Here is a 12,204-nt window from a genome sequence, read left to right on the forward strand (position 1 = left end):
AATATCGTTATTTGCATAGACAAGTAACAACATCATCAGTGTACTAATCTGTTGATGACAATTTGTGGAGAGATGGCTGAGTGGTTGAAAGCACCGGTCTTGAAAACCGGCATACGTTAATAGCGTATCTAGGGTTCAAATCCCTATCTCTCCGCCACTATTAAGAAGCCTCGCTAGAAATAGCGAGGCTTTCTTCGTTTCTGACGCTTGGAAATTCGTTAGGGACTGGAATCAATCCCTTAGCTGATCGTATCCCCGGACTAGGTATCCCTGCACTATGTCACTTGAGAAGCCTTGCTTTAAGCGCGTTCTCGCTATCCACAGGTTGTGCAGCGACAGAAGTTCATAACTTTATCTTCTAACGAGAGCCATCAAGTCTGAGTATTGGCATTCCTACCTCTAAGGGTGAAGTGTTTCTGTTAACAAGAGACTTGCCTTTACTCTATATTACGTGCGTTAGCGCTCTTAGTGTTACCTAATAGCTATTCGCTATCTTGCTCTAGTTGGTACAATAAACACGGTCTAAGTATTGTATAGGAGACAGTCCTTCATTGAAGAGAATGGAGAGTATCGGAGCTTATGTACCTATTTTTGCTTTCTGCACTATTTCAAGTTACCTGTATTTTGTTAGTAGAGCTCCTTCCTAGAAACTTATATTTGGTTGTTCGCCTTGAAGAAAGTGTGCAAGCTATTTTTAGAGGATTTTATTGGGCTTAATGGAGTGCTGCTTGGAACGAATTAAGGAAGCTTTGCTAGGGCTTCCCAATGAAGTTCAGGCGATTGCAGGGCATTAGCTCTAGTGGATATTGCAGGTTTGTGGAGTGTTGATGAGTGACAGGCAATAAAAAGCCGACAGTAAACTGCCGGCTTGGTTAGATGACTGCTACTTAGTCGTTCTGGACGAGCGTGAGAGCTTTACGAGAGACTTCGTGAGCGGCTTTAGTTAGATTCTGCTTCTCTAGTGTATCTGCTAGGAATGCATAATCAGAGACGTCAGAGCGAAGCTTTAAGGCGATCTCAAAGTGGTCTTGGGCTTCTTGCCACTTCTCTTGACGGAAATAGAAGTGCGCTAATGCGCTATGCGCTGCGGCGTTATCTGGCTCTTTCTTCACTACTCCCTCTAAGAAAACCACGACAGGGTGGATATCTGGCAGGTTTAGATCTGGCAGTAGTTGATAAAGCTCAGGAGCCGGTTGTTTTTTCAATGCTTCTTTTAGCACAGTAAAGGCTTCAGCATCTGCTTTCCGGGCTATCAACTCACGAGCAAAACAGGCGACTAGGTGTGTGTCTTGTTTTACTTTGCGTGCAAGGCTATTCCAATGAGAGATAAGCCCTTCGCTACCTTGCTGCTGTGCCACTTCATGGAGTAAGCCGCATTGCGCCTTTTGAATCAGCTCTGCGTGTTCTTCTTCCGTGATGAGTCTTGCTTTGGTGAGTTGTGGCAAGAGGTCAATAAGAGGTTGCCACAATTTTAGCTGCATGTACGTTGTTTTCAGCAAGTTCAATACAATCGAATTACTCGCATACTGACCTTTTAACGATTGCAAAGTATCGAAAGCAGCCTCGAACTCGTTATCGCGAATAAACTGTTTAGCACGAGTTAGCTCTACTGCAAGATGAGCATTCTCTTGCTGGCTTGCTAGCTCTAGGTAGTGATCACGTTTTGCTTTATCACCTTGACCTTGTGCAGCTTCAGACGCGACTAAGTAACAAAGTAGCGGCATATCGTGATGATTCGCCCAACGAGTCACTTTTTTCTCGGCACCTTTCCAGTCTCCTTCAAGGAGTTTAATAATGCCTTCATTGGTGTATCGACGGGAATGGCGCATTTTGCGCACGCTGAAGTAGTTCCATGTTGTAGAACTTGCGTAAACTAGCTTTTTAATTAGGTACTCAAGTAGAAAAAGACCTGCGAGTGCTGCGATAACGAATACGACCAATGTCGTTACGCTCATCTCGATCGTTTTCTCAGCGATGGAGATGAGTACATAGCCTTGCTGACCAGAAAATTGAGTGCCAACAAATAGTCCTGCACCTAGTACAACAAATAGGAAAATAAGACGAAACATTACTTATCCTCCATACCTGTCATCGTTGTGACTTCGCGACGTAGGCGCTCACGGATGACATCTGATAGTTGAGACTGACTTTGCAGTTTCGTTGGGTATTCCACTTGAATGTTTTGCTGGCTTAACTGGTTAACAGTTTTGTTGAACTCTTTAACGGAATTATCGTCTTGGTTGAAGAAAGCTAATGCCCATTTGTCGGCTGTTTTTAGAGACGTGGTGTAAATTTCACCTTGCTCTTGGTACACCGCTTTTATTGCGGTCTCCAATTTGGCTTTGATGTTTTCTTTTAGGTAAAAGTGTTGCTCAGGAGAAAGCAGTGGAATGACGTTACCATCGCGCGTGCGGAAGGTAATGAAGTTTTCTGAAAAGTCCTTCAGAGAGGTCATTAAGTTATCTTGCCAGTTTGCAATATCTTCAGACACTTCAGTGTTCTCTACGGCTTCTGCTTCTGGGAGTAGTGCATTGGCGAGAGGTAACTTGTCTACTTGCTGTTGCAGAGCAGTTAAGCGTAGTACCAATCCATCACGGTCAATCAGCGGGATAGTACGAAGTTTGGTGATATCGTTCGCCATTGCTTTACGTAGTTTGACGAGGCTAGGGTCATTCAGTGCTGCAATGCGTTGATCAGCACTTTCCATTAGTTGAGTTGCGCTTTCTACGTCATGCTCTAAGAACAGTTTACGACCTGCTAATTTGACGAGGTAATCGGCTTCAGCAAGTAGCCAGTCGTTTGGTCGGCGACCTTTCACATCGGCAACGGCAAGCTGTAAGCTTTCAATGCTCTTCTGTTGCTGTCCCAGTACCACTTCCGCTTTGTGTGTCACGGTCGTTGCTTTCTCGATGGTTTCTTCTTGTACCCGGCTGAGCTCTTGCTTCATGGAAGCTTGAGTGCTTTCTAGCTGACTTTTTAGTTGGGCGATCTGTGCTTGGTAATCGGCTTGCTGCTGATGCAGCTTGTATGCGAGGCCACCGCCAAAAATAATCGATAAGATGATAGCGACTGTGCCTAGTTTAACTCCGCGCTTGCCTTGTTTTTCTTCAAATTCGACTTTGGCAGGCTCGGCTGTTTTTGGGGATTCGGCCACGTTTGGCTGTTCTTTTTTAGGGGCCGCATCCTGCTGCGATGTACTTTTTTCGGCTAGCGGTGCCGATGAGGTTTCTTCGGAAAGGTTTTTATCGTTATTTTTTTGGTCGTTATTTTTACTTGTCATGCCTATATCCTGTGTAGCTAGGGCTGGAGAGCCGCCAGTAATTCTTGGTTGGATGCGCTTCCCGTGCATCTCACCCGAGTGAACCCCCTTTGAAGTGCGATGTCAGCGATACGCTGACTGGGGATATACAACTCTTGTTGATTAAGCCAAGTCAATTGCTCTGACGTCAATTGGCTGCACAAATAATCCAGTTGCTCACCACTGGTGACGATGATCTGGTCAATTTGTAGGGTTTTCCATAGTGAGACACAGCTTACTGGATCGAATGGGATGAATTCTCTCTTGTAAGTCTCACTATAGTGAACTTTTGCGCCACGTCTCACCAATGCATCTTTGATCAGCTCTCTTCCACCGTTCCCACGAAGGATAAGAACCTGTTGTTGGGCCACATTATTGAGCTCTGGCAGTCGCAATAAATGTTCACTATCACTGACTTGGGGATAGTGTACTTTCTGTTGGGTACATTTGCTTAAATAGTGTGCTGTTTTTTGACCAACGGCAAGGTAAATGGCTTGTTTCGGCCATGATGTCTCGTTGCTGGCTAAGATTTGCTGTGCACATTGCACGGCATGTCGACTAACAGCAATAACAATTTGAGCTTGATGCAGGTGTTTAGAGAGGTGTGTGTCCGTGAGATCGGCGACAATGTCGATCAGAGGATGGTGATATGCAGAAATGCCGTGCCTTTCGAGCAGAGAGCAAAGCGCGTTGCCTTGCTCTCCCGGCCGAGTGACCAACACTGCCATGATTATTCGTGATCTGCGTACAGCTTAGTTAGGATTTCACGAGCGCCGTTATCCAGTAGTTCATTGGCTAACTGCACTCCTAACGTTTCGCCGTCTTTACGATGGCCACGGATTTCACCACGAACAATTTCGCTGCCATCTGGTTCGCCAACTAATGCGCGTAGCCAAATGTTATCGCCATCTAGCAGGGCATAGCTGCCGATAGGTACCTGACAGCCGCCTTCTAGCGTCAGGTTCATTGCGCGCTCACACAAAACGCGGTCTACAGTGTCTTGGTGGTTAAGTGGCTCAAGTAGTTTAAGCAGCCTTTCATCGTCAAGGCGGCACTCAATACCGACAGCACCTTGGCCTACCGCAGGTAATGATTGCTCTGGCTCGATAAAGCTACGAATGCGTTCTTCAAGCTTCAATCGTTTAAGGCCAGCCGCAGCAAGAATGATCGCATCGTATTCACCCGCATCTAGTTTACCAAGGCGAGTGCCCACATTACCGCGAAGCTCTTTAATGATGATGTCTGGACGATATTCTTTCAGTTGGCATTGACGGCGCAAACTGCAAGTACCAACCACTGCACCTTGAGGGAGTTCATCAATGTTGCTATAGGTATTGGAGACGAAAGCATCACGAGGGTCTTCACGTTCACAAATGGTCACAAGGCCAAGACCTTCCGGGAAATCGACGGGTACGTCCTTCATTGAATGAACGGCAAGGTCTGCACGGCCTTCTAGCATTGCGACTTCAAGCTCTTTTACGAATAAGCCTTTGCCGCCAACTTTTGCTAGCGGTGTATCTAAAATCACGTCACCTTTGGTCACCATGGTTACTAACTCGACTTCCAAACCAGGGTGAGCGGCTTGAAGGGCGTCTTTGACAAAGTAAGCTTGCCATAAAGCAAGAGGGCTTTTTCGAGTTGCAATGCGAATAGGTGTGGATTGTGTCATGATCTTCTCAATGCTGTTTGGATTTGGGTTTATCCTACCATTCTCATCAAGAAATGCTTACTGTTAGTTCGTTATCTCTGAGAGCTATGAATGGAATTACATGACGTTATGAAAATAGTGTGACTGGATTCTCAATTAGACTAAGGACTATTATTAGTAATAGGTAATAAGAGCGACACTACCGCGCGATTAATTTTGTGACTAAAGTATGGTTTTGCATCCTGAGTGGTGCGTGGGCGTGAAACTTTACCCGCACCAATAAAAGTGTTAAATTGATCACGTTTTTAGGCCGTTTTGGTTTAAAACGTCAGCAGATTTTCGTGATTGTTCAACCAAGGAATTCCCCTTGCAGGCTTACACCCAAAAAATCATTCAGCGACTAGATAATTTGAATCAGCAGCGAGTTGATCGCGCGCTGGCGCTTATGGATTCGCAAAGCCAGCAAGTCTTCCACTTGATTCCTGCCTTGTTGAACTACAACCACCCTGTGATTCCTGGCTATTACGATGCCGATGTCCCGTTTGGTGTACATGGGCTGGCGCTAAATAGCATTCAACAGCAATTCATTGATGACATTCAACTTGCGATTGGTCAGCCACTTAAGACGGCAGAGAAGCCGGCTATCTTGGGCTTATACACCATGGGCAGTACCTCATCAATTGGTCAAAGTACTTCTAGTGATTTAGATATTTGGGTGTGTATTTCGCCAGATATGGATTGTGACGAGCGAGAATTGCTGACCAATAAATGCTTGCTGATCACCGACTGGGCACAAAGCCAAGGGGTGGAGGCGAACTTCTTCTTAATGGATGAAGAACGCTTTAGAAGCAACCATTCTGAAGAGATGACGGGTGATAACTGTGGCTCATCTCAGCACTTACTTTTGCTTGATGAATTCTATCGCAGCGCGGTGCGTATTGCTGGACAGCGTTTATTATGGCAAATAGTGCCGCCAGAAATGGAAGAGTGTTACGACGAATATGTTTCTCAATTGTGCAGTGATGGTTACATCGACTGTAGTGAATGGATCGACTTTGGTAAATTGAACCGCATTCCTGCTGAAGAGTACTTCGGCTCGAACTTGTGGCAGCTATACAAAAGTATCGATTCTCCCTACAAATCGGTATTAAAAGCCATTCTGCTTGAAGCTTATTCGTGGGAATACCCGCATACGCAACTGCTAAGCATCGACACCAAACGTCGTTTCTTTGCCCATGAGCCAGACCTTTACGGCATGGATGCGTACTACTTAATGTTGGAAAAAGTGACCCGCTACTTAGAGCGAATCCAAGATGACACTCGTTTGGATTTGGTGCGCCGTTGCTTCTATCTCAAAACCCACGAAAAGTTGTCGCGTGAACCGGATGTCGGTTCAGTGGCTTGGCGCCGTGAAGCGCTGAGCGACATGATTGCAAAATGGGATTGGGATGCCAGCGTTGTTGCTGAGCTCGATGATCGCCGCAACTGGAAAGTTGAACAGGTAAAAGTGGTGCATCATGCGTTGTTGGATGCGTTGATGCAGAGCTACCGTAATTTGATTCAATTTGCGCGTCGCAACGACATTACCTCCGCTATCAGCCCGCAAGACATCAGTATTTTGGCTCGTAAGCTTTACGCCGCTTTTGAAGTATTGCCGGGCAAAGTGACGTTGCTCAACCCGCAGATTTCCCCTGATTTGCATGAACCGGATTTAAGCTTCATCGAAGTGAAAGATGGTGGTGTGAACAAGTCTGGTTGGTATCTCTATAAACAACCTCTGATTGCGCACCGCATTTTGGGGCAGCCATACTTAGAACATCATGAATACTTAAGCAAGTTAGTCTCTTGGGCATTCTTTAATGGTTTAATCACCGAGTCGACTCGTTTGCACGCGGTGGTGCGTGAAGCGCAACTGGATATCGATAAGTTCTACCAAATGGTGAGCGACTTACGAAATACCTTTGCGCTGCGTAAGCGCCGTCCGACGATGCAGGCATTAGCGAGCCCATGTGAGATCAGCCAGCTAGCGATGTTCATCAACTTTGAAAATGATCCTACGTCAGAGCTTTCGGGCCGTTCGCTGAAAGTGGATGTGAAAAATACCGATATCTTCAGTTTTGGTCCGGAACATAAAAACTTAGTCGGCAGTGTCGACTTGGTTTACCGTAACTCCTGGCATGAAGTGCGTACGCTGCATTTCAAAGGGGAAACGGCGATGCTGGACGCACTGAAAACTATTCTGGGCAAAATGCACCAAGACGCGTTGCCACCAGAATCGGTGGATGTGTTCTGTTATGCGAAGAACATGCGTGGTGTTATGCGTAATATGGTCTACCAGCTTTTAGCGGAATGTATCGACTTACGCTTGAAGCCAGTAGAGCAAGAAAAACGCCGCCGCTTTAAAGCGATGCGCCTCGGTAACCAAACTTACGGGCTGTTCTTTGAACGTCGTGGCGTGTCGGTGCAGAAGTTAGAAAACTCCATTGATTTCTATCGCAGCATTTCTACTAACAAACTTAAAGGCTCGCCGCTATTAATGCTCGATCGAGAGCAAGAGTATCAAATGCCAGAAGCGGTGGATGGTTTTGCCAGTGAAGGTCTGGTGCAGTTCTTCTTTGAAGATAATGAAGATGGCTTCAATATTTATGTGTTGGATGAGTCAAACCAAGTTGAAGTGTATCACCAATTCAGTGGCTCCAAAGACGAGATGATTTCGTCCGTGAACAGCTTTTACACATCAGTAAAAGACGACAGTCGTGTTGCGTCGAAATTTATCAACTTTAACCTGCCGCAGTACTACCAGATTATCCATCCTGAAGAGGGCAATGCTTATATCATCCCTTATCGCAATGATGGGTGCTCACCGCATCGTCCCACTAAAGCGGTAAACGCGTAATTAAACCCGTATCAATAAACAAAAAGAGCACTTCGGTGCTCTTTTTGTTTTGGTGACGATTGACGGACATTATGCCCAATCAATGGCTTCGCCCGCGTGCTTTTCACACTCTTGCTTCACCATTTCAAATAGCTCCATACCCGTTTTTGAGCAGGTCCATTTATCTTCAATAAGCTTGAAGTGGAAACCACCAGATTTGGACGCTAGCCAGATCTCATGCATCGGCTCTTGGCGGTTAATGATGATTTGGCTGCGGTCTTCAAATTCCAATGTCATTACGTTGCCAGTGACTTCGTAATCAATGTCTGCGCCTGAATCATCGATGGATTCTTCGATGATTTGCATCTGCGCATCCACCAGTTGATGAAATTCAGTATCGTTCATCCGTCTATCCTATTGCTTTTCCTGAGTGTGGTGCGATTATAGGGGGCATTGATTCAATAATCACGATATGCGAAATGAAAAAATTAGTTACTGTGTTGTTTGTGATGGTTGCCGCGACGTTAGCGGGATGTGGCCAGTCTGGCTCACTATACATTCCAGATGACACTCAACAGAATGAGCAATCACAATAAATAACCGCGCCTTAGGGTGAAATTAGGGTTCAGCAGTCGAATAAAATAAGGGAAGCGAATTTTGGATTACTTCAACTATCAGGATGATGGCCAGCTTTGGGCCGAAGACGTCCCACTTCAAGCTCTTGCAGAGCAATATGGCACTCCTCTTTACGTATATTCTCGAGCCACGCTAGAGCGCCACTGGAAGGCGTTTGATAGTGCTGTGGGTCAACATCCTCATCTAGTTTGCTACGCGGTGAAAGCGAACTCAAACCTAGGCGTATTGAACGCACTGGCGCGTTTGGGGTCGGGCTTTGATATCGTATCAGGTGGTGAACTTGAGCGTGTGATTGCCGCAGGCGGTGATCCGAAGAAAGTCGTCTTCTCTGGTGTTGGGAAAACACCTGCAGAAATGAAGCGTGCTCTTGAGCTAGGTATCAAATGTTTCAACGTTGAATCTGAGCCTGAGCTAGAACGTTTGAATAAGGTTGCGGGTGAGCTTGGTGTGATTGCGCCAATTTCTCTGCGTATCAATCCAGATGTCGACGCGAAAACACACCCTTACATTTCGACTGGTCTTCGCGACAATAAATTCGGCATTGCGTTTGATCGTGCGCCAGATGTTTATAAATTCGCGCAAAGCCTGCCGAACTTGAATGTGCAAGGCATCGACTGCCACATTGGTTCTCAGCTGACCAATATCGACCCATTTATCGACGCGACAGACCGTTTATTAGCCCTGATTGATGATTTAAAAGCGCAAGGCATTAACATTCGTCACCTTGATGTCGGCGGTGGTTTGGGTGTGGTCTATCGTGATGAGTTACCACCACAGCCTTCAGATTACGCCAAAGCGTTACTTGGTCGTCTTGAAAATCACCAAGACTTGGAGCTGATTTTTGAGCCGGGCCGAGCAATTGCTGCGAATGCAGGTATCTTGCTAACGCGTGTTGAGTTTTTAAAACATACTGAGCACAAGAACTTTGCCATCATCGATGCGGCAATGAACGACTTGATGCGTCCTGCACTATACCAAGCATGGCAAGATATCGTGCCAGTTTCGCCGCGCACGGGTGAAGCACAGACTTACGATTTGGTTGGCCCTATTTGTGAAACCGGCGACTTCTTGGGTAAAGATCGCGCACTCGTTTTGCAAGAAGGTGATCTACTCGCGGTTCGTTCAGCAGGTGCCTATGGTTTTGTGATGTCTTCGAACTACAATACTCGTACCCGAGCGGCAGAAGTAATGGTGGATGGTAAACAAAGCCACTTAGTTCGCCAGCGTGAGGAGCTGACCAGTTTGTGGCAGCTGGAACAGATTCTACCGGAGTAACACACAACAAATGCATTTCCACTTTTCCAAAATGCACGGTTTGGGCAACGACTTCATGGTCGTCGACTGTATTACCCAGAACGTGTTTTTCTCGCAAGACCTGATCCGCCGTTTGGCGGATCGTCATACCGGCGTTGGTTTTGACCAATTGCTCGTGGTAGAAGCCCCTTACGACCCTGAAACTGATTTCCATTATCGGATTTTCAATGCCGATGGTAGTGAAGTCGAGCAGTGCGGGAATGGCGCGCGCTGCTTCGCGCGTTTTGTTCGCTTAAAAGGGTTGACCAATAAATACAGCATCAGCGTAAGCACCAAAAAAGGAAAGATGATTCTCAACATCGAAGATGATGGAGAAGTGACGGTCAACATGGGTGTGCCAGAGTTTGAGCCGAACAAAATTCCTTTCAAAGCCAAGCAAAAAGAGAAAACCTACATCATGCGCGCTGGTGAAAAAACGTTGTTCTGTGGCGCGGTAAGCATGGGTAACCCGCATGTGGTGACGGTGGTCGATGACGTGGATACTGTTGATGTCGATACATTAGGTCCGCTGCTTGAGTCGCACGAGCGTTTCCCAGAGCGCGTCAACGCTGGCTTTATGCAGGTGGTGAGTCGTGACCATATTCGTCTTCGAGTTTACGAGCGAGGCACAGGTGAAACACAAGCTTGTGGTAGCGGCGCATGCGCGGCGGTAGCGGTAGGGATTCTTCAGGGTCTGCTGGATGAAAACGTTAAGGTTTCTCTACCAGGTGGTGAACTACGAATTGCGTGGCAAGGTCCGGGTAAGCCGTTGTTTATGACCGGACCTACAACGCATGTATTTGATGGTCAATTGTCTTGCTAGTAGAAGAAAAAGGAAACGGTTTGTCTCAAGTAGAAGCAGATGCCTTAACGGCTGAAGTGGTGGCCGAGTACCTCAAAGATCATCCCGATTTTTTTGTGCAGCGTCCGGAGCTTGTGGATCGTCTATCTTTCCCACACTCAGGCTTGGGTGCGGTGTCTTTGGTGCACATACAAATGAATCGCCAACGTCAGCGCATTGAAGAGTTAGAGGAAGAGATCACCACACTGATGTCGCTTGCGGCGAACAACGATCGCACCTTTTACGAATTTATGGATTTGCAGGGGCAGATTCTAAAGTGTGGTGACTTTAAACAAGTCATTCATTCTATTGAAGAGAAAGCTAAAGCACTGGGCTTACGCGCGTTTGTTCGATTGTTTAGTCAATGCGATGCATCTATTCAATTGAGTAAGGAAAGTTATCAACGTTTTGCGACCACTCACTTAAATGGCAAAGACGCGTACTTAGGACGTCTTCGCAAAGTGGATCGTGAAGCTTTGTTTGGCAATATGGATGTGCCGGAAATGGGGTCCTATGTGGTACTACCGCTCGTGAAACAGCAAACACTGGGCGTGCTAGCGTTCTCTAGTGAGGATGGCGGTCATTTTCAACCAGATATGGATACCTTGTTTTTGCGTCACCTATCATTAGTAGTGGCACATCTCGCTCAAACACTGGTATGGCAAAGTTACGATGACGACAACTCCCAACACTCCTCTGCCAAATAGTCTGCAAAAGCCTCTTGAGCGCTTCTATGAATTCTTACGAAGCGAAAAGGGGCTCAGCCTACATACTCAACGCAATTACAAACAGCAGCTAGAAACCATGGCGCAGCACTTGGCTGAAATGGGACTTAAAGATTGGTCTCAAGTGGATGCAGGCTGGGTACGCCAATTAGCAGGTAAGGGCATGCGGGAAGGCATGAAAGCCAGCAGTTTGGCGACGCGCCTCTCATCGCTGCGTAGCTTTTTCGATTTCCTTATTCTGCGTGGCGAGATGTCAGCTAACCCTGCCAAAGGGGTTTCAGCGCCACGTAAAAAGCGCCCGTTGCCGAAAAACCTCGATGTTGATGAAGTGAGCCAACTGCTTGAGGTCAACGAAGACGACCCGTTGGCTATGCGTGATCGCGCCATGATGGAGCTGATGTACGGTGCAGGCTTGCGTTTGGCTGAGTTGGTGAGTGTGGATGTACGTGATGTACAACTGCGCAGTGGCGAGCTTCGTGTTATCGGTAAAGGCGATAAAGAACGTAAAGTACCATTCTCTGGCATGGCAACTGAATGGGTTGCCAAGTGGCTGAAAGTCAGGGGCGACCTTGCTGCGCCAGGTGAACCCGCCTTGTTTGTGTCTAAACTCGGAACGCGTATTTCGCACCGTAGCGTGCAAAAACGTATGGCAGAATGGGGACAGAAACAGTCTGTGGCGAGCCATATTAGTCCGCATAAATTGCGTCACTCGTTTGCGACACATATGCTCGAATCCAGCAATAACTTACGTGCGGTGCAAGAGCTTTTAGGGCACGAGAACATTTCGACGACCCAAATCTACACGCACTTGGATTTCCAACATTTAGCGCAAGCCTACGACCAAGCCCACCCACGCGCACGTAAAAAGAACGGGGAGTGAGCCGAAGT

Annotated in this window: 11 protein-coding genes and 1 tRNA gene; 7 read left to right on the forward strand and 5 right to left on the reverse strand. The window is 46.8% G+C overall.

The window, feature by feature from the left end; genetic code table 11:
• Nucleotides 1-66 precede the first annotated feature (66 nt).
• A tRNA-Ser gene (locus LIX84_RS21725) sits at nt 67-157 on the forward strand.
• A 730-nt stretch (nt 158-887) separates the two neighbouring features.
• Here LIX84_RS21725 and LIX84_RS21730 read toward each other — a convergent pair.
• From LIX84_RS21730 to hemC, 4 genes are read right to left on the reverse strand one after another with little or no spacing between them, the layout of a single operon-like run.
• Nucleotides 888-2,069 (reverse strand): heme biosynthesis protein HemY, encoded by a 1,182-nt coding sequence (locus tag LIX84_RS21730; protein ID WP_226422153.1) that lies wholly within the window; start codon nt 2,067-2,069, stop codon nt 888-890.
• A complete protein-coding gene (locus LIX84_RS21735) occupies nt 2,069-3,280 on the reverse strand; it encodes a uroporphyrinogen-III C-methyltransferase (protein ID WP_226422154.1) in 1,212 nt (403 codons plus the stop codon). The genes LIX84_RS21730 and LIX84_RS21735 overlap by 1 nt, the downstream gene beginning before the upstream one ends.
• A 17-nt stretch (nt 3,281-3,297) precedes the next feature.
• Complete coding sequence (locus LIX84_RS21740) at nt 3,298-4,026, reverse strand: uroporphyrinogen-III synthase (protein ID WP_046874396.1); 729 nt, start codon at nt 4,024-4,026, stop codon at nt 3,298-3,300.
• Between the two features lie 2 nt (nt 4,027-4,028).
• A complete protein-coding gene (gene hemC, locus LIX84_RS21745) occupies nt 4,029-4,967 on the reverse strand; it encodes a hydroxymethylbilane synthase (RefSeq protein WP_005393847.1) in 939 nt (312 codons plus the stop codon).
• A gap of 346 nt (nt 4,968-5,313) precedes the next feature.
• Between hemC and LIX84_RS21750 the strand changes: the two genes are divergently transcribed.
• Nucleotides 5,314-7,842: a class I adenylate cyclase gene (locus LIX84_RS21750; protein ID WP_006743006.1), complete on the forward strand. Its 2,529-nt coding sequence runs from the start codon at nt 5,314-5,316 to the stop codon at nt 7,840-7,842.
• Between the two features lie 69 nt (nt 7,843-7,911).
• Here LIX84_RS21750 and cyaY read toward each other — a convergent pair whose 3' ends face one another.
• Nucleotides 7,912-8,226 carry an iron donor protein CyaY gene (gene cyaY, locus LIX84_RS21755; RefSeq protein WP_012841286.1) on the reverse strand — a complete coding sequence of 105 codons (315 nt, stop codon included), beginning with the start codon at nt 8,224-8,226 and terminating at the stop codon, nt 7,912-7,914.
• Between the two features lie 74 nt (nt 8,227-8,300).
• Here cyaY and lptM point away from each other — a divergent pair, with 74 nt between their 5' ends.
• The 5 genes from lptM (at nt 8,301) to xerC (ending at nt 12,196) form a co-directional block, all read left to right on the forward strand.
• Nucleotides 8,301-8,417: an LPS translocon maturation chaperone LptM gene (gene lptM, locus LIX84_RS23585; RefSeq protein ID WP_005378746.1), complete on the forward strand. Its 117-nt coding sequence runs from the start codon at nt 8,301-8,303 to the stop codon at nt 8,415-8,417.
• 61 nt (nt 8,418-8,478) lie between these two features.
• On the forward strand, nt 8,479-9,732 hold the full coding sequence (lysA, locus tag LIX84_RS21765) for a diaminopimelate decarboxylase (protein ID WP_006743007.1): 1,254 nt from the start codon (nt 8,479-8,481) through the stop codon (nt 9,730-9,732).
• 10 nt (nt 9,733-9,742) lie between these two features.
• Nucleotides 9,743-10,573 (forward strand): diaminopimelate epimerase, encoded by an 831-nt coding sequence (gene dapF, locus LIX84_RS21770; protein ID WP_226422155.1) that lies wholly within the window; start codon nt 9,743-9,745, stop codon nt 10,571-10,573.
• On the forward strand, nt 10,567-11,298 hold the full coding sequence (locus LIX84_RS21775; RefSeq protein WP_226422156.1) for a DUF484 family protein: 732 nt from the start codon (nt 10,567-10,569) through the stop codon (nt 11,296-11,298). The genes dapF and LIX84_RS21775 overlap by 7 nt, the downstream gene beginning before the upstream one ends.
• Complete coding sequence (gene xerC / locus LIX84_RS21780) at nt 11,264-12,196, forward strand: tyrosine recombinase XerC (RefSeq protein ID WP_226422157.1); 933 nt, start codon at nt 11,264-11,266, stop codon at nt 12,194-12,196. The genes LIX84_RS21775 and xerC overlap by 35 nt, the downstream gene beginning before the upstream one ends.
• Nucleotides 12,197-12,204 lie beyond the last annotated feature (8 nt).

It is taken from the genome of Vibrio sp. E14 (assembly GCF_020515785.1).
GTDB classification, from domain to species: domain Bacteria; phylum Pseudomonadota; class Gammaproteobacteria; order Enterobacterales; family Vibrionaceae; genus Vibrio; species Vibrio diabolicus.

Coding starts and splice junctions, on each gene's coding strand:
- dapF (WP_226422155.1), top strand. CDS start 9,743: ATGCATTTCCACTTTTCCAAAATGCACGGTTTGGGCAACGACTTCATG.
- lptM (WP_005378746.1), top strand. CDS start 8,301: ATGAAAAAATTAGTTACTGTGTTGTTTGTGATGGTTGCCGCGACGTTA.
- cyaY (WP_012841286.1), bottom strand. CDS start 8,226: ATGAACGATACTGAATTTCATCAACTGGTGGATGCGCAGATGCAAATC.
- LIX84_RS21740 (WP_046874396.1), bottom strand. CDS start 4,026: ATGGCAGTGTTGGTCACTCGGCCGGGAGAGCAAGGCAACGCGCTTTGC.
- LIX84_RS21735 (WP_226422154.1), bottom strand. CDS start 3,280: ATGACAAGTAAAAATAACGACCAAAAAAATAACGATAAAAACCTTTCC.
- LIX84_RS21730 (WP_226422153.1), bottom strand. CDS start 2,069: ATGTTTCGTCTTATTTTCCTATTTGTTGTACTAGGTGCAGGACTATTT.
- xerC (WP_226422157.1), top strand. CDS start 11,264: ATGACGACAACTCCCAACACTCCTCTGCCAAATAGTCTGCAAAAGCCT.
- hemC (WP_005393847.1), bottom strand. CDS start 4,967: ATGACACAATCCACACCTATTCGCATTGCAACTCGAAAAAGCCCTCTT.